Consider the following 22,346-nt stretch of genomic DNA (forward strand, 5'->3'; position numbering starts at 1 on the left):
AGACCCTGAAATAAATTCAGGGTGACGATTGCCTTGCATTAATCCTCTGCATTAACCCTGGCGGCTTTTACAGCCCTGTTCCAGCCCTTGATCCTCTCTGTATTGTTTATGCCTTCTTCTGCGGTGAAGGTTTTGTTGATTTTCCATTGGTTACGGATTTGATCGATATTTTCCCAATAACCAGTAGCTAACCCTGCCAGATAAGCAGCACCAATGGCCGTTACTTCGGTAACTTGGGGCCTGATAACTTTACAGTTAAGCAAATCTGCCTGAAATTGCATTAACAAATCGTTTGCCGTTGCACCGCCATCAACTCTAAGCTCTGCAATACTTACTCCTGCATCAGCCTCCATGGCTTTTAGTACATCCATAGTTTGGTAAGCAATGCTTTCTAAAGCAGCCCTTGCAATGTGTGATTTATTTGTTCCCCGGGTTAATCCGGTTATGGTGCCGCGGGCATGCTGGTCCCAATGTGGTGCGCCTAAACCCGCGAAAGCAGGTACTACATACACGCCATCGGTATCATTTACCTTTTTAGCCAGTGTTTCTACATCGGCAGACCTGGAAATGAATCCCATTTCATCCCTTAACCATTGTACAACTGCGCCACCAATAAAGATACTGCCTTCTAAAGCATAATTTACTTCGCCATTAATTTGCCAGGCAATGGTGGTTAAGAGGTTGTTTGCCGATTTTTTTGGTTTCGATCCGATATTCATCAGCATGAAACAGCCTGTACCATAAGTATTTTTTACCATGCCAATTTCGGTGCACATTTGTCCGAACAGGGCCGATTGCTGATCGCCGGCTATGCCTGCGATAGGAATTTTAGCTGCCAGTATTCTTCCGGCGGTTTCACCATAAACCTCGCTTGATGATTTTACCTCGGGTAACATTGCCTTCGGAATAGAAAATAATTCGAGCAGTTCGTCATCCCAGCTTAAGGTATTAATGTTATAGAGCATGGTACGCGATGCATTGGTTACATCGGTTACGTGTTTTTCGCCAGCCGTTAATTTCCAGATCAGCCAGCTGTCTATGGTGCCAAAAGCCAGTTTTCCGGCCTCCGCTTTTTCTCTTGCCCCTTCCACATTTTCCAAAATCCACCTGGCTTTGGTTGCTGAGAAATAAGAATCGATGATTAAGCCAGTTTTATCCTGAATTTTAGTGGCAAGACCTTGTGCTTTAATTTCATCACAATAGGCAGAGGTACGCCTGTCTTGCCAAACAATGGCGTTATGGATGGGTAAGCCGGTTTCTTTATCCCAAACCACCGTCGTTTCGCGCTGATTGGTGATACCAATGGCGGCAATATCGTTTACAGTAAGGCTTGCCTTAACAATTACCTCGGTTACCACGGCCAATTGTGTAGACCAGATTTCCATAGGGTCGTGTTCCACCCAGCCCGCTTTAGGGTAAATTTGTGTGAACTCTTTTTGTGCAATCGCTACAATTTCGCCATCGTGGTTAAAAATAATGGCCCTCGAACTTGTGGTTCCCTGATCGATAGATAAGATGTACTTGCTCATAATTCATATTTGGTTTTGGGCAGTGCCCAAATGGTTATTTTATAGGTTGATGATAAAGGTAACCATCAGCTAATGTATTAAAAGTTTCAACCTGTTGGCTTTCCCAATTTTGATCTGCAGATAATTCTTTCGCCAAAAGGGAAGCTACCCGTGGTGCCATCTCTTTTGCCGCCTGTGCATCAATAAATAATACCCTCAGCCTTCTGCTTAGAATATCTTCTACGGTTTCTGCCATTTCATTCCGTGCAGACCAAACGACTTCAGCCTCGGTAAAAGGGAAAGAAGGATGTAATTTATGGCCAAGATCAGGATATTGACTGATTAAGGTTTCAATTTTATCACGGTCTGATCCGTAGATTGATAAATAGTGATTTTCTTCGGTTATTGCACTGCCGTGGATGCTCAAGTTTTGGGTTACACATGCTTTCGGTTCAAGCCCAGCGTGTGTAATGGCCAAATCAACGGTTTCTTCTGCCATGCGGCGATAAGTGGTCCATTTTCCACCGGTTATGGTAATAAGCCCTTTGGCTGAAACAATTAGTTTATGATCCCTACTGATTTCTTTTGTACTGTTTTCATTACCGCTGGTAGGCGCAGCCAGCGGGCGTAAACCCGAGAACACACTTAATATATCTTTTTCCAATGGTTTTCGGGTAAAATAACTGGCCGCAGTACCCATAATAAAATCTACTTCTTCTTTTAATGCTCTTGGTTCAAGGCTGTGTTCATCCAATGGGGTATCAGTAGTGCCTACAAGTAAATGTTCGTGCCAGGGAACGGCAAATAATACACGTCCGTCAGAAGTTTTCGGGATCATTAAAGCAGATTCGCTGTTCAAAAAACTTTTTTCCAATACTAGATGTACGCCCTGACTTGGGCGGACCATTTTTTTCGAATCAGGATTGTTCATATGCAGGATGTCATCTACAAAAACACCTGTGGCATTAATCACTACTTTGCCATGATATGTAGCTTTTAAGCCAGTAATTGCATCTTCTGTTTCAATTCCTGTAACAGTTTCTCCGTTTTTTAATAAACCAGTTACTTTTGTGTAATTTAATAGGGATGCCCCTTTTTCTATCGCGGTTTGTGCAATATTGATCGCTAAGCGGGCATCATCAAACTTTCCATCGTAATACCTGATGCTTCCTTTTAAGCCTTTCGCTTTTATGCCGGGCATCATGGCTAATGTTTCTTTTTTGGAGAAATATTTAGATTTTCCGAAGCTGTATTTTCCTGCCAGCCAATCGTAAAGGGTAAGTCCGGTTAGGTATTTAATAATAGAAAACCAATCGTAGCAAGGAATTAAAAACGCTTCTTTATGGACCAAATGCTTGGCATTCTGTTGTAATAAGCCACGTTCTTTAAGGGCATGCCTTACCAGGCCTATATCTCCCTGGGCAAGGTATCTTACACCGCCATGTACCAGTTTGGTACTTCTGCTCGATGTTCCTTTTGCATAATCAGCCTGCTCTACCAGTAAAGTTTTAAAACCACGGCTTGCAGCATCCAGAGCAGTGCCCAATCCTGTCGCACCGCCACCAATGATAATTAAATCCCAATTGATGTTTTCTTCGGTTTGTGGCTGATGTAATCTTTTCATTTTTAAGTATAAAGATAATAAAACGAAACAATACGCAATTATACGAAATCGTAATCGGAATAATATAGTATCTGTGTTAAAAATTTATTAATTATTTGTTTAAAATATTTTAAAGAATGTTTTTATTGCTAATTTGCAGCCTGCAAATTAAATATACTATGATGAATTTGGCTGAAAGGCACCAGTTTATTTTAAGTCGCCTGCAACGCGATCAGTACATCAACGTGGTTGATTTATGTAAGGAACTGAAAGTATCGTCGGTAACAATAAGAAAGGACTTAAAACTACTTGAAGATAAAAGCCTGCTGTTTAGAACCCATGGTGGTGCTACGGTAAATAATCCATATACGGTTGATCGTCCGGTTAACGAGAAAGAGAAAATCCAATCTACTGAAAAGAATAAAATTGGTATGGCTGCTGCTGCATTGCTGAATGATAACGACTCTATCGTAATTGCATCAGGCACTACTGTACTTTATTTCGCCAAAAATATAGCACCGGCAACAAATTTAACCGTGGTTACCTCAGCGTTGAATGTGGCTTTAGAATTGATGCGAGAACCCAGTATAGAAGTGATCCAATTGGGTGGTTTGTTAAGAAAAAGTTCATCATCGGTAATGGGCGCTTATGCCGAGCAGGTTTTACAGGATTTTTATTTCAATAAGCTTTTTTTAGGTGTAGATGGAATCGATCTTGATTTCGGATTAACTACCACAAATGCCATGGAAGCACATTTAAACCGTAAAATGATCGGTGCTTCGCAAAAAACGATTGTACTTGCCGACTCGACAAAATTTGGTAAAAGGGGCTTTGGAAAAATATGCGGATTAGAAGAAATCGACCATATTATTACTGATAAAGGAATTTCTGAACAAATTGTAAAACATTTAGAGGGGTTGGGTGTTACTGTTACTATCGTATAGCGCATTCCACGCCCACGGTACATCCCAAACATATAATTTGAACATGGAAAAAAAACGAATACACATTTTAGAAGACGATCAGGAGATCAGAAACGTTATTGAAATTCTATTAAAGGAAGAAGGCTTTGAACTGCAGCTTTCATCATCGTTTGCAGAGTTGAAAAAGAATATTCAGGATGCAATGCCTGATCTTTTCTTATTAGATGTAATGTTACCAGACGGAAACGGAGCAGAAATTTGCGAAGATTTAAAAACTGATATTTTTACCAAACACATTCCAATTATTGTAATGTCTGCACAAAATAATAGTGAGCAGAAAGCCATCGATGCATTTGCAGATGATTATATCAGCAAACCTTTTGATATTTACGATGTTTTGGAGCGTATTAATGCCCAGTTAAAAAGAAGTTCGGAAAACAGGACTAAAGTTTAATTAAACAAGAGATAAAAAGAGAGAAGTCAAAACTGGCTTCTCTCTTTTTTTATACTGTATAACTCCACGAAGGCTCGGTAAATCATCATTGCCAGAAGGCTTTTTCAGCCAACTGCCTGCCCCGATTTTTTGCGAAGCAATCATTATCGCAGGGATCGCTGGAATGAAAGATTGCTTCGTCGTTCTTCCCCGCAATGACAACCATTTTCTTGAAGTCTGTCAATGATAGCTTGTCGAAGGACTTTACTAGTTCAATGCAAAGCGTTTCGACAAGTTCAGGGAGACAAACTTCCTGATGAAAAGGTTTTATAATACAACCTCATCTTTCTTGCAAGATAGAGCTTGAAATAAATCCAATAATTATCGGATCGAGGTGACCATAGTTTCTAATATTCGATTACAACTTTACCAATGGTTTTACCGCTCTCCAATAAACGGTGGGCTTCCTTTAAATTTTCTGCAGTAAATCCTTTCAATGTTTGATTTAGCGTGGTTTTAATCGTGCCATTGTCAAATAATTTTGCCATTTTGTTTAAAATATGATGCTGTTGCTCCATATCATCAGTTTTATACATGGAACGGGTGTACATCAGTTCCCAGGAAAAGGTAACACTTTTATTTTTCAATTTATTTAGTGCAACAGGTGTGGCCGAACCGGTTATGGAAGCGATATGCCCTTGTGGTTTAATTAATTCCACTATGGCATCCCAATAACTGTTCAGGTCTACAAAATCGAGTATAAAATCAACTTCCTGAACACCTGCTGCGCGTACTTCTTCAACCAGGTTTTTATGATTTACCACCACATCGGCCCCCATGTTTTTACACCACGCTACTGTTTCTGGCCGGGAGGCGGTGGTAATTACTTTCAGTCCGCTTACTTTCTTTGCCAGCTGTATGGCTATTGAGCCAACACCACCTGCACCACCAATAATCAGGATACTTTTTCCTTTATCTTTTTGATCATTAATTCGTATCCGGTCATAAAGTGATTCCCAGGCTGTAAGTGCGGTAAGTGGCATGGCTGCAGTTTCTGCGTTATTAAGCTGAGCGGGCTTAAATCCAACAATACGTTCATCTACCAGCTGGTACTCGGTATTAGAACCATCACGGGTTAAATCGCCTGCATAATAAACGGCATCGCCGGGTTTAAAGAATGTAACATGTTCTCCAACGGCCTCTACAACACCCGAGGCATCCCAGCCAATCACTTTAGGGCTTTCCAACACAGTATCTTTGGCACTGTTCTGGCGGATTTTATAATCAACCGGATTTACGCTGATCGCATTTATCTTAACCAGGATATCGCGGCCGGCAGGTTGCGGAACAGGCATTTCAAATTCAACAAAACTTTCTTTTTCGTTTATCGGGAGCGAGGTTTTAAATCCTATGGTTTTCATAGCTTATCAAATATTTTTAATACAATTATTCTTTTTTATATAGCAAATATAAACTGATATAGTTTTACAACCCGGTATAAATTCGCTTTTAATTGGTAAATTTACGCCTTATTTTTTATGGTATGAACAAAGAAACTTTATACGAACCTTTCGAAATTGTTTATCAAAAGTTGGATGATTGCCCTAAAGAAGGACATAAACATCTGTTTTTTGAACTGGTTTATATTCTTTCTGGTACCGGAAAGCAATGTATCAATAATAATAAATTCAATTATTGTGCCGGGCATATGTTTTTAATTACGCCTGAAGATTGTCATTCTTTTGAAATTGAAACAACCACCGAATTTTTCTTTCTGCGTTTTGGAAATGTTTACCTCCGCTCTAAGGATTTCCATACTGATGATGTGAAAAGACTAGAGTATATTCTGCAAAACGCCAGTCACCAGCCCGGTTGTATCCTTAAAAATTTCTCTGATAAACCTTTAGTTAAGTCGCTCATTGAAGCCATGATTGCAGAATACGTTAACCGCGACCTTTATAATAAAGAGCTGATTACAAAAATGGTCGACACGATGATTGTATTGGTGGCCCGGAATATCGCCAAATATCTGCCAGCCTGTATTGGGGAAGATGCTGAACAAAAAACATTAACACTTTTAAACTATATACAGGCAAATATTTATAATCCTGAGAAATTAAGGGCTGAAAAATTGAGTATTGAGTTTGGTATTTCTGAAAATTATTTCGGTAAGTATTTTAAAAAGCAAACTAATGAAACCCTGCAACAGTATATAGCTAATTTGAGGATTAAACTTATAGAAGCCCGTTTACGCTTTAGTGATATGCGGATTAATGAAATTGCTTACGAACTGGGTTTTACAGATGAAAGCCACCTGAACAAATTTTTTAAATCGCAAAGAGGAATGAGCCTGAAGGCTTTTAGAAGTTCGGTTGCGAGTTGAGATTCGGTTTAAATTTTACTGCGTCCGTTTCTTTTCTTCCTCACTTGCCGAGCTTCTTTTTCTGGCGGCAGTAGGATTGCCACCTAAACGGTACGAGAAGCTTAGTGTAGCATTGCGTGTATCATTTTTCTCATAAAAACCATTTTTTTGATTTTCGTAATCAACGTTGATCCGGTAGGCATTACCATAAAAAATATCATTAACAGCAAACCTGATTGTTCCCTTACCTTTAAGCAGGGTTTTACGTATACCCGCACTTACATCATAAAGTTGTGCAAGTTTATAAATCCCCTGAACGGTAGGAGAAGAATACCACGCACTGAGTTCGGCTTTTAGTCCCTGTGCTTTATTTAGGGTAAAAGCATGGTTTGAACTCAAATAAATCCCCCAAACGTGGTAATCGTATCGTGCCTGTAAATAACCTGATTTTTCTTGACGATAGGAAGCCTGCGCATCATTATTAATTTCCCACCATGAAGTTGGTTTAACAGGAAAAGAAGCTGAAAAACCCATTTGCTGACTCAGGTTCAGGTTTCTTTGTGTATCGTAAAAAAGTTTCGAAGTATTATCCTGCACGGTAATGTTGCTGAAATAATTAACTACCCGCCTTAAGAAGAATGATATGTTATATTGTTGTTTATAGGTATAACCCAGTTCGCCGCTGTAAATAAACGCAGGCTGGAGGGCAGGATTTCCTTCAAGATAGGAATAAGGGCTGGTGTACGATTTAAATGGATTGAGCCTCCAGTATTCAGGTCTGTTTATTCTCGAATTATAGGTTAGGCTCATTTCATGGTCTTTATTTATTTTGTACACCACAAAAAGTGTAGGGAAAAGCTTGAAATAGTTATTCTGGTTATTGGTATTTAAAACATGAGACTGGCCGTTGGTAAGGGTATATTCGCCACGCAAGCCGCCTTCAAAGCTCCATTTTCCCACATCGCCGGCAAGGCTGGCATAAATAGCCGATATGTTTTCAGCATATTCGAACCGGTCACTTCGGTTTTCGATAAGCACCGGCCCAGTAGCAGGATTGTTGTAAAAGTCAAAGCCATTGCGGGTGTGGATACTGCTGTATTTTAAACCTGATTCCAGTGTCCACTTCTTCCAGATTTTATCGGTATAGTCCAGTTTTGCAGAGTAAATATCAATATTCTGGCTTGATGGGGTAAAAATGTGGTAATTATCCTGAAGCAGGTTGCCATTATTTAATGTGCTGTAGGTATTTACCTGCTGGTTATTTGTATTTTGGTAAGGCACATAATCTACATCGATATTGATGCTTTTGCCTATGGTATCCAGTTTAATTTTATAATTCAGGTTAAAACTGTATTGGTTTACTTTTCCATCCGAAAGATTTTGAGTATGCAGTACAGAATCTGCCACTGTTACATGGTTATTAAATATATTGGTTACAATGTTATTGGGCCTGCTACTTGTTCCGTTATAGCCATTTACCAGTATGCCTATAACCTGTTTATCGGTTAGGTTGTAATCGGCTCCAATTTTGTAACTATTGGCATCGCCGGCACGGATTCCGGATTTTTCATTTCTCCAGTCTGAATAATTTTGCGGGGCATCGAATATAATATATTCTGTTTCTGTGTGGTCTTTTTTACGGTTGCTATAGCCGTAATTGCCATAAAGGTTAAGTTTGTTTTTGCGGTAATTGAAAACTATACCTGGGTTATAACTTCCATAGGTTGCCTGGGTATAACCGCCAGAAAATATCACATTATAACCATCGCCTTTTGGTTTTTTTGATATAATATTAATCACTGCGCCACCCTGTGCGTCGTATTTGGCAGTAGGATTGGCTATAATTTCGATTCTGGCAATATTATCCGATGGAAGGCTGCGGAGGTAAGCCGCCAGGTCTTCTCCCGATAGCCTCAGTGGTTTATCATCCATATAAATCATCACACCTTTACCATTAGCTGTTACGCCACCATCAAAACGGGTTTGTACACCTGGTGCTTTACCTAATGCCTCCCAAACGGTTGCGCCACTAGCCACAATGCTGTTTTCGACATTGAATATTACCCGGTCTATTTTTCGGATAATGGTTGGTTTTGACGCCGATACGGTTACCTGCTCCAAAGTTTTATCTTCAGCAAACATCACAACAACTATAGAATCAATGGGCAGGTTTATGTTCTTTTTTATACTTTTATACCCTACAGCATTAGCCAATAGCATGTAATTTCCTTTTAGGGGCTGAGAAAAGCTAAAAAAACCATTCTTAGCCATTTGTACTGCAACGGTCGAATCTGCATGCAGCAAGCTCACCGTTACTCCGTCTATCGGAGTTCCGCTTTTTTCGGTTATTAAACCTTTAAGCAGTTGTGCATGTGAGATAACAGGGAGGAAGCAAAAAAGGAGCAGGGTTAGTTTTTTCATGTTTCAAAACTACCTCGTAATGATGTAAAGCAAAGTTAAGCTCGGTTAAATATGGTTAAATCTTTAAGCCAAACTTCCATTAATAAAATGATTTGTTCATTTTAGAGGAATGAAATGGCTTTCCTCCAGGTATGTTTTTCCATTGGCAGTGATCACACTGGTAATTAGCCTTTGCTTGCAGTGTGCCTGGATCCGTCAGTTATATTTAGCGCAGAGGCAGGCCGTTGCAACAACACTTGAATTAATTGTGAGCGATGCTTCTAAACAGATTACCTATCAAACCATTGCAAAAGGGCATGAGAAAAGCCTTCGCTTTCAACAATTTTTCCTTTCTCCAGAATGGCTTGCCCTCAGGCAGGCTTTTGATGAGCTAAAAGTGGATAACCTGCGGAGTCAGTTCCATTACGGAATTACGAATGATAGTTCAGTCGTTCAAATGAAAATGTCGTTCCTGAATGATGCTAAATTGAAGTTCGATCATAAATCTACTGCTGTTACCGATGGCAAATCGCAACGCGAAGTTTCGTTGCAAGATCAGCGTGACCTGAAAGTAATGGACAGTATGGTAAACCATCGGCTCAATTTATTGGGCGTGCCGGTGGATAGAAGTTACACCTTATACGATTACTCCAGCGGGAAACAGGTAAAAGGAAAACTGCTTTCTAAGTTATCTCCTTCTTTTGCAAGTGGAAAATATACGTATAACCTGAAGTTTCAGAACAGGTACCAGCTGGTTGTGCCTGTTGTTACCTGGCTGGTTATTTATCAAATGCGTTATTACCTTATTTCATCGTTCCTGATGTTGATGCTTACTGCGGCAGCATTTTATTTGATTATCCGGTTAATGAAAAATCAGCAACTTTATGCACAGGCGAAAATAAGCTTTACCAGTAATATGACTCATGAATTGCAGACCCCAATTGCAACTATTTCTGTAGCGCTCGAGTCAATCAGTAAATATCATTTGGTTGATGAACCTGAAAAACTGGAGAACTATATCAATATCAGTCGCCACGAACTGGAGCGTTTGCAAACGATGATTGAAAAGGTGCTTAAGCAAGAGCAGATGGACCTGGGCAAGACAAAAATGCAGTTTAGCCTCTTCGATATTCAATCGGTATTGAAACAGGTAACGCTTTCGATGGAGATTCAGGTGCGTGCAAAAAATGCCGAACTGGTACTTTTACCATCTGATGAACCTTATTTTATTAAAGCTGATTTTATGCATATTTCGAATGTATGTTATAACCTTATTGATAATGCCCTGAAGTATTCTCCTCCGCAATCGAAAATTGAAATATCCTGCAGCACCGCTGAGCACAAGTTAGCCATCAGTTTTAAAGATAATGGCCCTGGGATTAATGAAATTTATCAGCAGCAGGTTTTTGAACGCTTTTTCAGGATTTTCAACCAGGATAATATACATCAGGTGAAAGGCTCTGGTTTAGGACTTCATTATGTTAAGCAAGTGGTAGAGTTGCATGGTGGTGGTGTTGAACTGCATAGCAAGGCAGGACAAGGGAGTAATTTTATAATCATTTTACCCTTATATGAAGAAAATTAAGGTTTTATATGCCGAAGATGAACCTTTTTTGGCAAGGATTGTACTCGATGGCTTAACCAGTAGCGGTTATGAGGTACAGCTTGCACCGGATGGAGAAAATGCCTGGCACCAGTTTCAGGATCAAAAGCCGGATATTTGTGTGCTCGATATTATGATGCCTCAAAAAGATGGTTATACTTTGGCAGCCGAAATCAGAAAATCGGATCCCAATATTCCGATCATATTTTTGAGTGCAAAAGCGCTTACGGAAGATGTAGTTAACGGATTCAAGAGCGGAGGGAATGACTACCTCAAAAAACCTTTCAGCATTGATGAACTGCTGGTACGGATGGAATCACTTTTGAAAAGATTTGGTCATACAACTAAGGATGGTTATGATTTAACGGTAAAATATCAGTTTAAAAACTGCGAACTAGATCCGGTTACCCAAAAATTAACAACTTCTGAAGGCGAACATTCTCTTTCTTATAAAGAAACAGTATTGCTCGAATTGCTCTTGCAAAACCGTAACAATATCCTGGAGCGGGAAGACGCTTTGGTCAAAATCTGGGGTGAGGATAGTTTTTACAATGGCCGGAGCATGGATGTATTTATGGCTCACCTGCGGAAGCTTTTAAAAAGCGAAACGGATATACAGATTATCAGTTTAAGAGGAGTGGGGTATAAGCTTATTTGTTGAGTGTACTCGGATATAAAAGCTGCTTTCTTGAGCCAGTCTTCGTGGTTGAAACTATTTTAAAGCACAAGTCAGGCCTTTGCTTGAGCCACGTCGCTAAGACTTGCGCTAGAATGGGTTGAATGTGTGTTCGTAATTTAATTAGATAATATTTTATCTTAGAGATCGAAAAAATAAATAATGAATACAGCGAATAAAATTAAATGTGCTTGTTGCGGTTTTTATACGATCGAGAAGGAGGTAATTTCAACGATCTGCTCAGTTTGTTTTTGGCACAAAGATTTTTATCAAGAGGAGCGCATCGATGATGATGGGGGACCAAATTTAGTTTCTTTGCGGGAATCAAAAGTGAATTTAAGTCTTTTGGTGCTACAGAGAGGAGCGTTTTAAGTTTTGTAAGACCACCTAGAGAAGATGAGATTAGGGATGATTAACTTTGTTATAGGATAAATTTGATGCAAAAAGTGGTCTTCGATGGCGTTCCGGTTTTTGCAGTATAATGTTTCTTGGCGAAAGTTTTGGTGGAGGCAATGAATATACTTTAACCAATCATTTGTAAATTTTTGATCTTGAAGATAGCTTTAAGCGCATGCCCGATCTGGCAGATTAGGGACGGAGAGACCTACACTTGCGCTAGATGTGTGAACTAATGCTCAGTTAACCGATTAATCAATTTAAACAGTTAACCCAATGAACCAATGACCAATGAACTAATGACTAATGAACCAACTACTGTCTTTATTGTATTTCCCCCTGTAATCTAAAGGCGACAAACCGGTATATTTCCTAAATACTTCACGAAATGCTTTTATGTCTGCATAACCTACCTCGTACATCACTTCATTAATGGTTTTACGGCTCGTTTCGAAAGCTTTTTTAGCCATCTCGATTTTAACCCGCTGCGCATATTCAATAGGAGTATTTCCGGTGGCCTTGATAAACCTTCTGTCGAAATTCCTGCGGCCAACATTGAATTTTGAAGAGAGGTCGCCAATTGTAATTTTTTCTTCCAGGTTGTTCTCGATATAGCTCTGGGCCTGTTTTACAACTTCGTCCTCATGTTTTTTCTGACCGTTAAAAATCGTGAACTCCGATTGCGTGCTTCGGTCTATCTCAATCTGGAAGACTTTTGAACAATAGATTGCTGTTTGCCGGTCGTAATATTTTTCGATCAGGTATAAGATCAGGTTTAAAAAGGAATAAGCCCCGCCATTGGTATAAATTCCCTTTTCATCGGTAATGAGAAGATCGGTTTGCAAATGTACTTTCGGGAACATCAGTCGAAAATTTTCAGCGACTGACCAGTGTGTGGAACAAACTCTTCCATCTAACAAGCCCGATGCTGCAAGCAAAAATGTACCAGTACAGATGGTAGCGATTTCAGCACCAAGTTGATGTTGTTGCTGCAACCAGGTAACTAAGGCATCATTTCCCTTCAGCGCAAGTTCATAGTTGTGGTTGAGTGAGGGTACAATAATCAGGTTAGTTTTAGCGATTGCAGCAATGGTAGTGTGTGGTTTAACCGAAAACAGACCCGCATTAAAATCTACCCGTGGCGATACCCCGGCCAGCTGGATGCTAAACAGCTCCTGTTTCCCTGTATTTTTCCAGTACAAGTTTGCCCTCGAAAAAATCTCGTAGGTTCCTGTTATGCTGCTCAGGTTATTCTCTCCGTTGGGTACTATGATCGTCAGGTGTTTCATGGCTGCTATTTTTATCCAAAGATAAGAGATATCGTTGTCCAAATCAACCCGCTATATTGTCCATTTAATACCCTAATGGATTGTAAATTTCTCTATTACTTTGTATATCAGCCAGAACACGGAACCATTGGGTTCAGCTGAAACACTTAAACCTAAAAATGAAAATCATGATTGTACCTTTTCTATTAACCGCATTACTCAGCTGCCAAAGCCCGACAGGAAAGCTTGCCGAACCACAAGAATTAACAGATTCAACCAACATAAAAAAAACGACCATGAATAACAAAGACTACACCACACAGATTGTGGTAAACAAAAATCCGCAAACCGCATTTGAGGCCATCCAAAATTTCAGGGGCTGGTGGTCGGAAGAAATAAAGGGCACAAGCGATTTGCTCAACGAATCCTTTTTTTACCATTATAAGGATGTGCATTTGTGCAAACTGAAACTCATCGAAAAGATTTCCGATCAAAAACTCGTATACCTGGTGATCGATAACCAGTTCAATTTCGTGAAAGATAAAACAGAATGGGTAGGTACCAAACTGATTTTCGAGTTAAGTCCGGAAGGTAACCACACCAAAATCGTATTTACCCATCAGGGTTTGGTACCCGAATACGAATGTTACAAGGTTTGCCAGGATGCCTGGACCAGCTACATCCAGGGAAGCCTGAAAAACTATATTGAAACCGGAACGGGAAAACCTAACGGAAAAGAAGGTGGCCTTAATGCCGAACTCGTTAAAAAATGGGGCTTGCCAGATAAATAATGGATAAACATATGCCTCTCGTTTAGCAACCCGCATTTGGAAAAGCCGATTATACATTTAATTGAAATAAAATGGAACAACAAAAAGATTATAGCACATCAATCCTGGTTGATCAAACTCCTGAAGAAGTATTTAACGATATCAATCATGTGAGCGGATGGTGGCAAGGAGAAATTAAAGGCAACACCGAAAAACGGGGTGATGAGTTTACCTATCAAATGGGCGACGTTCACTTTTCTAAACAAAAGGTAATCGAATCGCTGCCCGGAAAAAAGGTAGTATGGCTGGTTACCGATAGCGAAATCAGTTTTGTATCTGATCAAAAGGAGTGGGTAGATACGAAGATCGTGTTTGAGATCAGCCCGGAAGGAGATCAGACCAGATTATCTTTCACCCATCAGGGACTTGTGCCAGCAATCGAATGTTATTGCAGCTGCTCAGGCGCCTGGCAAAGCTTAATTGAAAAAAGCCTGTTCAGTTATATCCTTACCGGCAAAGGCGTAGAGGTGTTTTAAATCATGTATTTCAAAGCGTGGGTTTCTTGGGCAGGGTGATGGTGCCTGAATATAATTTAACCCTTTGGCTAGGCTAGAGTGGTCGTCATCCGATAGCTATCGGATCCCGCGCAGGCGCAGATCGTAATGCATACAAATATCCGCCCTGTTTTAAGTAGAGGCGCAGAGAGTTGCGTTAGATTGGGTGCTTTAAAATTTGCGGTAATCTGTGTGATCTGCGGGAGAACTTTTTTGGTTAATTTGTTCCCGCAGATTTAAATTGATTCACGCTGAATAGCTTAGTCATCCTGAGGGATAATTTGTTTTATAAAAATCAATATAAATGACAGGAGAGAATGTGGGGTAAATTACCTCAAAGTATCGTCATCCCATAGCCATCGGATGCGAGGTACTGGAGCCTGTCAATGGTAGCGGATCCGAAGGGTTTTAACATATAAACCATTTTAGAAACATATAAGCTTATATGTTCTTATATTTTCTCATATGGTAAACAATGAATATCTAATCGAAAAAGGTCTTCGAATACGCTCGGGATGACAATTTTCCAATATCAGTTTGCCATTTTCAGTTAACCGGTTAAACAATTAACCAGTTAACCAAAAAAGCAAATTCATCAACCCGTTACTTCTGTACTGCCAATGCCAGCGGTGCGGCGGGTTTGCAATAACGTGTACGTGCTAATATTCTGGTTCAGCAAGTTTACTGTGGTTGCCCATGGCTCTGCACCATCGTTAATATCGAGGTTGGAATTGATCCGTGTGCGGAGTTTGTAGTACAGGCTGTTCGCCGTATTGCGCAGTTCCTTCAACTTTTCCGTTGGTGCGGTGGCCAGTTCCTCATTACGTTTAGCATAAGATAGGTTAAATTCATTATTGGCATTTTCGAGTTCGTTTAACCAGCTGCCCAGGTTTAAAGCAGTAACGGCTTCCTGAAGTTCAGGTTTGTTTTTCCAGTCGTTGGCGATATTGCGCAGGATGGTGGTTTCGCTCTGGTAATTCTCAATAGCTATCCGTGGACCAAATAAAGCCAAATGGGCAGTAAGTGTTTTGCCATGTTTGTTCACTACCGCATCAGCACTATAGGCAAAGGCCTGTACCAATAGGTTAATGCCGATTATGGCATCATCCCTTCGCTTATCCAAAACTTCGATCTCTGTAGTGACCAAACTGCTCTGACTTATTTTAAAAAGCTTTTCCACCTCATCTTTTGCGTCGCTTAAGGCATTATATTGCGCACTAATGTTAAGGGCCTCTGGATTGTTTTTCGATAATATGTTTAGTGTATCGGTTATAAATTGGAGATATTCGCTATTTCTAAGCGGTTGTAATACTATACTGTTAATCATAGGTATTCATTTTATGGTTAATATTATGTTTTTGATGGTTTTTACTTTGATTTATCGCCACCTACGGTGGGAAGGTTTCAAAGTAACTTTGATTGGTCGCCACCCAGGGTAGGAAGGCTTCGAAGTAACTTTGATTTGTCGACACCTATGGTAGGAAGGTTTCCAAGTAACTTTGATTTATCGCCACCTATGGTGGGAAGGTTTCAAAGTAATTTGCCTTTTTTTTAAAGGTAATGGGCTGTCCCAACGGCTTAGCGCAAACACGGAGGCGCCCTAATCAGACTTATAATTGCCATAACGTAGTTTAATTTATGGGTATAAAACCCGTTAATACCTGTGGGATGAATAATTTGAGCGTAGGGGATAAATTGTTGCTCCGTAAAATTGGGATATAATAAGACTAAAATAACGAAATGGTTAGTTTATGTCAAGAGATATTTTGAATTAGTATCGTCATCCCCCTCACTAGCGCAAGTCTTAGTAGCCAGGACGATGTGGGTTGGCTGACTTGTGCTTTCTAATACTTAATTAGTTGAGATTCTTTAAAGAGATTAATATGTATATTTAATGAAAGCACAAGTCGGGCCTTTGCTTGGGCCGGGGCGCTAAGACTTGCGCTGGAAGGTTTATTACCGTGAAACTGGAGTCACGCTGATATTGTCAAACAAATTGTGATCATAGGAACTGGCGATAAAAGCCATTCCCTTCATATTTGATTTGTCTGTAACTGTGGTTAATTTTATACCATCCACAAATCCGGTAATCTGGTCACCTTTCATTTCCAGGCGCATGTGGTGCCAGCTGGCAGGGTTAAAGTATTCAATCTGTCCGGAAGCCAGGGTGCTATATTGCCAGTTGAGCTGCCATCTGCCATCCCTTGCGAGGATCAAGCGCAGGCCCAGTTTATTTCGGTCGGCATAGCGGCCACCTAATTCCACTTCACCACCATCGATTAGAACATGGCCTTCAATTGCATAATCCTGCCAGTTTACATCACCGATCAAGCTGTGCGGCTTTAGCAACCAATTGCCATACCAGAGGATACCCTGGGCAGGCACTATCTGTGCAAGACACATTCCGCCATTAGGATATTGATAGGTCTCGAAAGTTCCTTTTTGATCAGAAAAGAACCGCGGTGTTTCACCAGGCTTATAACTGCTGAAATCTTCTGTATATGGAAATGGGAAGGGTTTATTTTCTGGAGGACTGCCAAATGTGCCTTTTGTTTGTCCGGTGGTAGTCGTGATGATATATATTGCATCAGCTTCTAATTCCAGCTCCAGTGTGTTTTGATATAGCTTTAGTGGTTTTTGGCGTAGAAACTGTTTGGTTTGAATAGAAAGTCAAGAACTTCGGAGCGTTGCTTTTGAGGGTAATCTAAAAGGTTACGGGTAGAAGCACCTGCACTCACGGCACCAATTCCTTCAAAAACTCTTCCCTTATCATTTGCATCTAAAGTGATGGTTGTTTGTGCGTCAATATCTGCTATCATCAGGAGCGACAGGATAAGAAAAGTTACAGGTGTTTTCATAAAAATGAGGCGTTTCGGTTTAAATATTTTAGCGAATATAATCTATAACCATATAAGAAGTGTACAGAGAATGAAAGTTTTAGAACCGAAAAAAGCCTGAAATCTTTCGGTTTCAGGCTTGATCTAGGTTTTGACACCTCGGCGGAGAGTGGGGGATTCGAACCCCAGCTTAAAATTCCGCTCTATATGGTTTAAAAGACACTTCTGGTAACTGACTCCCCGAATCACTCACCAATACTTTCTTAACTGCAAATGCTATTGTATAAAATTAAAAAAACTTATCCATAATTAGATAATTAACAGAAGAAAATATTAATTTGACAGTAATTGTTTGGTTAGTTTGTGATTTATTAGTTTAATAAGTAAACTTTCTCATATTCCAGTGATCCTGTTTTATCATTACTGATTATTCTTTTTTTGCTATCAAAATAATCTACAGTGAAAGTGAGAGAAATGATACTGATTTTAATCGTCAGTTTCTTATTATCATCCGATAACTTCCATTTGCCTTTGCGCGAATTATCTCCGTTAATTCCCTTGAATTCTCCGCCTTCCACAAAAACCTGGTAGGTGTCTTTCGGTGTCTTCACCACACCATCTTTTGTTTCACTTACTAGTTTCCACTTTCCGATAAGTTCTTTTGAGGTTTGAGCGTAGCTAACGAAGCCTGCTATGCAAAATAGGAAGGTAATCAAAAGTTTAAACTGCATTTTTTTCATCTTTTTTTTTGCCAAACTAGTGATTTAATAAATAGGGAACAATTAATTATTCATCGATCACCTCTAAAAACCGGGATAAGCAAATTAAAGGTGAAATCACTGTATTTGAAAAAATGTTTAAAGAACTAGGCCTCAATCCACATTTGGCCTTTGCTAATATTAAAAGCCACGGTTATTTCATTGCAACAATCGGCATTAGTACCTTTAGTACTAATCATTATTATGTAGATACTATATACTCAGATCTCATGCAAAAGAATATGTGGCAGCTGGCTATTCTATTGGCGCTAAAACATTAGAAATTAACTGATATTCCATATGTTATAGTTTATGTGCCTTTAGCCAACGATTTATAAATTTCTGATTAAATCTTATGAATAAATATCATTTAGACTTGTAAGTTATTTAACCCACTATGCCTCTGCTATAAATTTGAGTCAGTCGGTCCAGTGAAACTTTGGGCGCTGTTATGCGAGCATCTTTCAGACAAGGTCAAAATAAAACTTGTTCTTTACGTTTAAAAAATAGTGGGGCTGTGTATATGCTGAGCGCTTAAATCAATAGCTCGATGAATTGTGATTCTTTATTGAAATACCCAATTAGTCCTTATTTTTATTGTAGATCATTCATGGAAAATACAATCGATTTGCTATATTAGTGTTGTATTTCTACTTTTTATTTCTTAAGGAGATAAGATCTAGTGGGAAAAAATAATACTTTGTAAACAATTCAACTAATATAAGTAGAAAGCCCGGTTTAAAGGTGTTGTTAGTACAGAGAGAAATCAAAATCATTAGCGTGATTACAATTTGTATGCAGAGATACTTGCATGCTCAAAAAAAAGATCAGGTATGCAGTCTTAATCCAATGATTGACAGATTGAGTTCTGGGCAGTGAACGAAGGAGGAAGAATTGAAATAGGGGGAATTCCAGATACACTGGAGATTTCTTTAAATCTTTACCAAAATTTTAATGCGTGAAAAAAATCATCCCACTAATCATCGCGGCCACCTTCGGCTTGGCAACATTTAGCCAGGCACAGCAAAAGGATCAGACAACATTGACAGATACAATTAAAAATTATTCGGCCTACAAGCGAAAAATGACCTTTGCCGGAGTTCTACAGACGCGTTATGTACTTTCTTTAGATAAAAATGTAGATATCAACGGTAAACATTTTGATCCTGCCACTTCTAAGGCAATATCAAACAGTTTTCTGGTCAAACGTGCCAGGGTGATGGTAAAAGGGGATATAAATGACCATTTTTCGGCAAACATATTGGCGAATCTTGCTGAATTTAATAGCGATCCGGCCAATAAGGTGCTTGAAAACGCTTATATTAAATATTCGCTCAATCCGTATTTTCAGGTGCAGGCGGGGCAGTTCAGGCCATTTTTTGGGATTGAGGACGCACTTCCTGTTGATATTATCCGAACGCTCGACTTTTCCAATCAGTATTATGCTTTTGGTAAAAACGGCTGGCAGAGTTTTCAAACAGGGCTTTCGGTTTTAGGCAAAGTAACAAAGAACGGTAAACTCAGGTATTTTGCCGGCGCTTATAATGGAAACAACAAAAACCAGTCTTCGGATGATAACAATACCAAGAATCTTTATACTAGGTTAGAAACAGATCTGATCAAAGATTTTACCCTCGGTATAAATGCCGGTTCAGGAAGTCTTGCTTCCAGTGGGATCGGAAACGCCTATGGTGCGGATGCGACTGCAAAGATAGCACTATCCGGGAAAATTGTTCTACTGTTAATGGCCGAATATAAAACAGGCGCTAACTTTCTTGCATATAATGCTGATAAGCAGCCTGAACGCCCTGATTTGGATGAATATAAAATGCATGGCTTTTATTTCTTTCCCACACTACGTTTAAATCACGGCAGCCGTAGGCTCCGTGCTATAGAATTTTCCTGCAGATATGAGTATTTTGATGAAAATTACAAGCTTGCAAGCAATCCGCGACAAACTGTTATCCCAAATGTATCGCTTGTTTTTGCCGATGATTTTTTTGCGGCACTCCAGATGGGGGTAGCAATTGATCGGTACAAAAATCAGATCCCGCTTTCCAATACTTATAACCATAACCTGGGATACGTACAGTTACAGATACGCTTTTAATTTAAAAACATGAAAGAGATCAATTTAAAATCGCTCATTATCACACTTGTTATCGGCCTGGCCATTTGGTTTATTCCAGCTCCTGAAGGCGTAAAACCCAATGCCTGGCATCTGCTGGCTATTTTTGTAGCTACAATTGTGGGCATTATTTCAAAAGCAGCCTCTATGGGCACAATGGCCATTATTGGGATCACACTTTGTGCCGCTACACAGGTTCTTGCTCCAGGTGATCCGACAAAATCCATCACTAATGCCTTAAGTGGCTTTGGTAATTCAACAATCTGGCTCATAGGTCTGGCTTTCTTTATTGCGAGAGGTTTTATCAAAACCGGCCTGGGTACGCGGATTGCCTATAGTTTTATCAGGATCTTTGGCAAAAGTCCACTGGGCTTAGCTTATGGACTGAATACTGCCGATCTGATCCTCGCACCAGCGATCCCGAGCAATACCGCAAGGGCGGGAGGTGTCATCTTTCCGATCATGAAATCCATCGCGGTAAATATGGGCTCATTGCCAGAAGAGCCCGTTAGTCATAGAAAGATCGGAGCTTTTTTAACTTTAAGCAGTTATAATGCAAATATGATTACCTCGGTTATGTTTTTAACCGCTACAGCCAGTAACCCGATGGCGCAGAAATTTGCCAAGGATCTGGGAATTACCATTACCTGGGGAAGTTGGGCCATTGCAGCTATTGTTCCCGGCCTGGTATGTTTCCTCCTTATTCCACTTTTTCTATATAGGTTTTACCCGCCAGAATTAAAAACGACTAAAGAAGCCCCGGCAATCGCGGCAAAACAATTAAAAGAAATGGGACCTATTACCTTGCCCGAGTGGCTGATGGTAGCAACATTTGTAATCCTGTTGGTACTCTGGATTTTTGGAAATCTTTTTGCGATAGATGCGACCACAGGTGCGCTTATCGGACTGTGCATCCTGCTTTTATGCGGTGTGCTCACCTGGGATGATGTGAAATCGGAAAAAGGCGCCTGGGATACCATTGTATGGTTTTCTTCATTGGTAATGATGGGATCGTTCTTGAATTCTTTGGGTTTTATCGGTTGGTTCGGTCATCTGGTAGGTGCAGAAATGGCTCATTTGAGCTGGCAGCTAGCCTTTCCGGTTATTATCCTGGTTTATTCCTATTGTCATTATATGTTTGCCAGTGCAACCGCACAGGTAGCGGCTATGTATTCTGTTTTCCTTGCTGTTGGTATTGCTGTTGGGGTACCTGGTACCATGCTTGCCATTTTCTTAGGCGCCTGTGCTTCTTTGATGGGCTCATTGACCCACTACGGACATGGACCAGCCCCGATATTTTTCGGCAGCACTTATGTCGATCTTAAGGACTGGTGGAAACAGGGCTTTTTTATGAGCACATTGTTTCTGTTGGTCTGGTTTTTAGTGGGTGGCTTATGGTGGAAGATAATCGGGCTATGGTAGGTCGACCTTAATAAACAATTATCCCTTTATAATATAGCGTGATGAAACAGACAACACTCATATATAAGCTCATCATGGCCTCAACAGGGCTGTTTCTTTGCTTTTTTCTCATTATCCATTTGTTGGGAAACCTACAGTTATTATTGCCGCCATCTACCGCCAGAGAGCAGTTTAACTGGTACTCGCATCTTCTGTCGGGGAATATTATCATCAACGTCATCTCGTATATCCTGTATCTTTCATTAATAGGCCATGCGGTTTATGCACTGTTAATCTCCCGAAAGAACAGTAAAGCTAATGGAGCGAAATATGTTTATGACAGGCGAGGTGAGGTAAGTACCTGGAACAGTAGGAATATGGGCATTCTGGGAACAATTATACTGGTTTTTCTTGTCATCCATTTTAAAGATTACTGGTATGTGTACAAATTTGGCAGTCTTCCATTGGATGAAAAGGGGAATAAGGACCTGTACTTAATTGTTGTAAGATCTTTTCAGCAAGGATGGTATGTATTTGTTTACGAAATTTCGTTTTTGGCCTTAGGCTTTCACCTGCTGCACGGCTTTTTTGGTGCTACCAGAACTTTGGGGATTTATCATCCCAAATATGTTAAAGTAATGCGGGTTCTTGGCTGGGTATATACCACATTGATCACCCTTGGTTTTATGACGATCCCTTTATATGTTTATTTTAATCACATTTAAT

At 40.0% G+C, this 22,346-nt stretch carries 20 protein-coding genes; 11 read left to right on the forward strand and 9 right to left on the reverse strand.

Annotation, left to right across the window (positions count from 1 at the left end):
• Window positions 1–38: 38 nt before the first annotated feature.
• Both glpK and R2R28_RS07775 read right to left on the reverse strand, forming a co-directional pair.
• Window positions 39–1,529, reverse strand: coding sequence for a glycerol kinase GlpK (gene glpK, locus R2R28_RS07770; protein ID WP_316825118.1), 1,491 nt, complete (start codon window positions 1,527–1,529; stop codon window positions 39–41).
• A gap of 34 nt (window positions 1,530–1,563) precedes the next feature.
• Window positions 1,564–3,132, reverse strand: coding sequence for a glycerol-3-phosphate dehydrogenase/oxidase (locus R2R28_RS07775; protein WP_316825119.1), 1,569 nt, complete (start codon window positions 3,130–3,132; stop codon window positions 1,564–1,566).
• A gap of 158 nt (window positions 3,133–3,290) precedes the next feature.
• Here R2R28_RS07775 and R2R28_RS07780 point away from each other — a divergent pair, with 158 nt between their 5' ends.
• Together R2R28_RS07780 and R2R28_RS07785 are read left to right on the forward strand one after the other, a co-directional pair.
• The gene (locus tag R2R28_RS07780; RefSeq protein ID WP_121283352.1) at window positions 3,291–4,055 is read left to right on the forward strand and encodes a DeoR/GlpR family DNA-binding transcription regulator; all 765 of its coding nucleotides are present in this window, start codon (window positions 3,291–3,293) and stop codon (window positions 4,053–4,055) included.
• 43 nt (window positions 4,056–4,098) lie between these two features.
• Window positions 4,099–4,488, forward strand: coding sequence for a response regulator transcription factor (locus R2R28_RS07785; protein ID WP_025144721.1), 390 nt, complete (start codon window positions 4,099–4,101; stop codon window positions 4,486–4,488).
• A 386-nt stretch (window positions 4,489–4,874) separates the two neighbouring features.
• On the opposite strand, the gene R2R28_RS07790 is transcribed toward R2R28_RS07785, so the two are convergent.
• Window positions 4,875–5,888 (reverse strand): zinc-binding alcohol dehydrogenase family protein, encoded by a 1,014-nt coding sequence (locus R2R28_RS07790; protein ID WP_316825120.1) that lies wholly within the window; start codon window positions 5,886–5,888, stop codon window positions 4,875–4,877.
• 122 nt (window positions 5,889–6,010) lie between these two features.
• Here R2R28_RS07790 and R2R28_RS07795 point away from each other — a divergent pair, with 122 nt between their 5' ends.
• On the forward strand, window positions 6,011–6,850 hold the full coding sequence (locus R2R28_RS07795) for an AraC family transcriptional regulator (protein WP_316825121.1): 840 nt from the start codon (window positions 6,011–6,013) through the stop codon (window positions 6,848–6,850).
• A gap of 15 nt (window positions 6,851–6,865) precedes the next feature.
• On the opposite strand, the gene R2R28_RS07800 is transcribed toward R2R28_RS07795, so the two are convergent.
• Window positions 6,866–9,250 carry an outer membrane beta-barrel family protein gene (locus tag R2R28_RS07800; RefSeq protein ID WP_316825122.1) on the reverse strand — a complete coding sequence of 795 codons (2,385 nt, stop codon included), beginning with the start codon at window positions 9,248–9,250 and terminating at the stop codon, window positions 6,866–6,868.
• A gap of 109 nt (window positions 9,251–9,359) precedes the next feature.
• On the opposite strand from R2R28_RS07800, the gene R2R28_RS07805 reads away from it, so the two are divergent.
• From R2R28_RS07805 to R2R28_RS29140, 3 genes are all read left to right on the forward strand, one after another.
• Entirely contained in the window at window positions 9,360–10,814 is a 1,455-nt protein-coding gene (locus R2R28_RS07805) for a HAMP domain-containing sensor histidine kinase (RefSeq protein ID WP_316825123.1), read from the forward strand.
• On the forward strand, window positions 10,801–11,493 hold the full coding sequence (locus R2R28_RS07810; protein WP_316825124.1) for a response regulator transcription factor: 693 nt from the start codon (window positions 10,801–10,803) through the stop codon (window positions 11,491–11,493). The genes R2R28_RS07805 and R2R28_RS07810 overlap by 14 nt, the downstream gene beginning before the upstream one ends.
• 177 nt (window positions 11,494–11,670) lie before the next feature.
• A complete protein-coding gene (locus R2R28_RS29140; protein WP_410479163.1) occupies window positions 11,671–11,880 on the forward strand; it encodes a CPCC family cysteine-rich protein in 210 nt (69 codons plus the stop codon).
• 320 nt (window positions 11,881–12,200) lie between these two features.
• On the opposite strand, the gene R2R28_RS07815 is transcribed toward R2R28_RS29140, so the two are convergent.
• Window positions 12,201–13,193, reverse strand: coding sequence for a GlxA family transcriptional regulator (locus R2R28_RS07815; protein ID WP_316825125.1), 993 nt, complete (start codon window positions 13,191–13,193; stop codon window positions 12,201–12,203).
• A 275-nt stretch (window positions 13,194–13,468) separates the two neighbouring features.
• Between R2R28_RS07815 and R2R28_RS07820 the strand changes: the two genes are divergently transcribed.
• On the forward strand, window positions 13,469–13,963 hold the full coding sequence (locus R2R28_RS07820) for an SRPBCC domain-containing protein (protein WP_316825126.1): 495 nt from the start codon (window positions 13,469–13,471) through the stop codon (window positions 13,961–13,963).
• A gap of 71 nt (window positions 13,964–14,034) precedes the next feature.
• Window positions 14,035–14,478 (forward strand): SRPBCC domain-containing protein, encoded by a 444-nt coding sequence (locus tag R2R28_RS07825; protein ID WP_316825127.1) that lies wholly within the window; start codon window positions 14,035–14,037, stop codon window positions 14,476–14,478.
• A gap of 613 nt (window positions 14,479–15,091) precedes the next feature.
• Here R2R28_RS07825 and R2R28_RS07830 read toward each other — a convergent pair.
• The 4 genes from R2R28_RS07830 to R2R28_RS07845 all read right to left on the reverse strand — a co-directional run bounded on the left by R2R28_RS07830 (window position 15,092) and on the right by R2R28_RS07845 (window position 18,064).
• Entirely contained in the window at window positions 15,092–15,823 is a 732-nt protein-coding gene (locus tag R2R28_RS07830) for a DUF6261 family protein (protein WP_316825128.1), read from the reverse strand.
• Between the two features lie 629 nt (window positions 15,824–16,452).
• The gene (locus tag R2R28_RS29145; protein WP_410479165.1) at window positions 16,453–17,160 is read right to left on the reverse strand and encodes a hypothetical protein; all 708 of its coding nucleotides are present in this window, start codon (window positions 17,158–17,160) and stop codon (window positions 16,453–16,455) included.
• Complete coding sequence (locus R2R28_RS07840; protein WP_316825130.1) at window positions 17,124–17,354, reverse strand: hypothetical protein; 231 nt, start codon at window positions 17,352–17,354, stop codon at window positions 17,124–17,126. Before R2R28_RS07840 ends, R2R28_RS29145 begins: the two co-directional genes overlap by 37 nt.
• A gap of 350 nt (window positions 17,355–17,704) precedes the next feature.
• Window positions 17,705–18,064 carry a lipocalin-like domain-containing protein gene (locus R2R28_RS07845; protein WP_316825131.1) on the reverse strand — a complete coding sequence of 120 codons (360 nt, stop codon included), beginning with the start codon at window positions 18,062–18,064 and terminating at the stop codon, window positions 17,705–17,707.
• Window positions 18,065–19,049: 985 nt separating this feature from the next.
• On the opposite strand from R2R28_RS07845, the gene R2R28_RS07850 reads away from it, so the two are divergent.
• From R2R28_RS07850 to R2R28_RS07860, 3 genes are read left to right on the forward strand one after another with little or no spacing between them, the layout of a single operon-like run.
• The gene (locus tag R2R28_RS07850; protein ID WP_316825132.1) at window positions 19,050–20,201 is read left to right on the forward strand and encodes a porin; all 1,152 of its coding nucleotides are present in this window, start codon (window positions 19,050–19,052) and stop codon (window positions 20,199–20,201) included.
• Window positions 20,202–20,210: 9 nt separating this feature from the next.
• A complete protein-coding gene (locus R2R28_RS07855) occupies window positions 20,211–21,641 on the forward strand; it encodes an anion permease (RefSeq protein WP_316825133.1) in 1,431 nt (476 codons plus the stop codon).
• A 41-nt stretch (window positions 21,642–21,682) separates the two neighbouring features.
• Window positions 21,683–22,345 (forward strand): succinate dehydrogenase cytochrome b subunit, encoded by a 663-nt coding sequence (locus R2R28_RS07860; protein ID WP_316825134.1) that lies wholly within the window; start codon window positions 21,683–21,685, stop codon window positions 22,343–22,345.
• The last annotated feature ends 1 nt before the right edge of the window (window position 22,346 follow it).

The organism is Pedobacter miscanthi, from assembly GCF_032678605.1.
GTDB lineage: Bacteria > Bacteroidota > Bacteroidia > Sphingobacteriales > Sphingobacteriaceae > Pedobacter > Pedobacter miscanthi_A.

Bases quoted from the DNA above. Each gene is read 5' to 3' on its own strand.
- glpK (WP_316825118.1), bottom strand. From the start codon at position 1,529: ATGAGCAAGTACATCTTATCTATCGATCAGGGAACCACAAGTTCGAGG.
- R2R28_RS07775 (WP_316825119.1), bottom strand. From the start codon at position 3,132: ATGAAAAGATTACATCAGCCACAAACCGAAGAAAACATCAATTGGGAT.
- R2R28_RS07780 (WP_121283352.1), top strand. From the start codon at position 3,291: ATGATGAATTTGGCTGAAAGGCACCAGTTTATTTTAAGTCGCCTGCAA.
- R2R28_RS07785 (WP_025144721.1), top strand. From the start codon at position 4,099: ATGGAAAAAAAACGAATACACATTTTAGAAGACGATCAGGAGATCAGA.
- R2R28_RS07790 (WP_316825120.1), bottom strand. From the start codon at position 5,888: ATGAAAACCATAGGATTTAAAACCTCGCTCCCGATAAACGAAAAAGAA.
- R2R28_RS07795 (WP_316825121.1), top strand. From the start codon at position 6,011: ATGAACAAAGAAACTTTATACGAACCTTTCGAAATTGTTTATCAAAAG.
- R2R28_RS07800 (WP_316825122.1), bottom strand. From the start codon at position 9,250: ATGAAAAAACTAACCCTGCTCCTTTTTTGCTTCCTCCCTGTTATCTCA.
- R2R28_RS07805 (WP_316825123.1), top strand. From the start codon at position 9,360: ATGAAATGGCTTTCCTCCAGGTATGTTTTTCCATTGGCAGTGATCACA.
- R2R28_RS07810 (WP_316825124.1), top strand. From the start codon at position 10,801: ATGAAGAAAATTAAGGTTTTATATGCCGAAGATGAACCTTTTTTGGCA.
- R2R28_RS29140 (WP_410479163.1), top strand. From the start codon at position 11,671: ATGAATACAGCGAATAAAATTAAATGTGCTTGTTGCGGTTTTTATACG.
- R2R28_RS07815 (WP_316825125.1), bottom strand. From the start codon at position 13,193: ATGAAACACCTGACGATCATAGTACCCAACGGAGAGAATAACCTGAGC.
- R2R28_RS07820 (WP_316825126.1), top strand. From the start codon at position 13,469: ATGAATAACAAAGACTACACCACACAGATTGTGGTAAACAAAAATCCG.
- R2R28_RS07825 (WP_316825127.1), top strand. From the start codon at position 14,035: ATGGAACAACAAAAAGATTATAGCACATCAATCCTGGTTGATCAAACT.
- R2R28_RS07830 (WP_316825128.1), bottom strand. From the start codon at position 15,823: ATGATTAACAGTATAGTATTACAACCGCTTAGAAATAGCGAATATCTC.
- R2R28_RS07840 (WP_316825130.1), bottom strand. From the start codon at position 17,354: ATGAAAACACCTGTAACTTTTCTTATCCTGTCGCTCCTGATGATAGCA.
- R2R28_RS07845 (WP_316825131.1), bottom strand. From the start codon at position 18,064: ATGCAGTTTAAACTTTTGATTACCTTCCTATTTTGCATAGCAGGCTTC.
- R2R28_RS07855 (WP_316825133.1), top strand. From the start codon at position 20,211: ATGAAAGAGATCAATTTAAAATCGCTCATTATCACACTTGTTATCGGC.
- R2R28_RS07860 (WP_316825134.1), top strand. From the start codon at position 21,683: ATGAAACAGACAACACTCATATATAAGCTCATCATGGCCTCAACAGGG.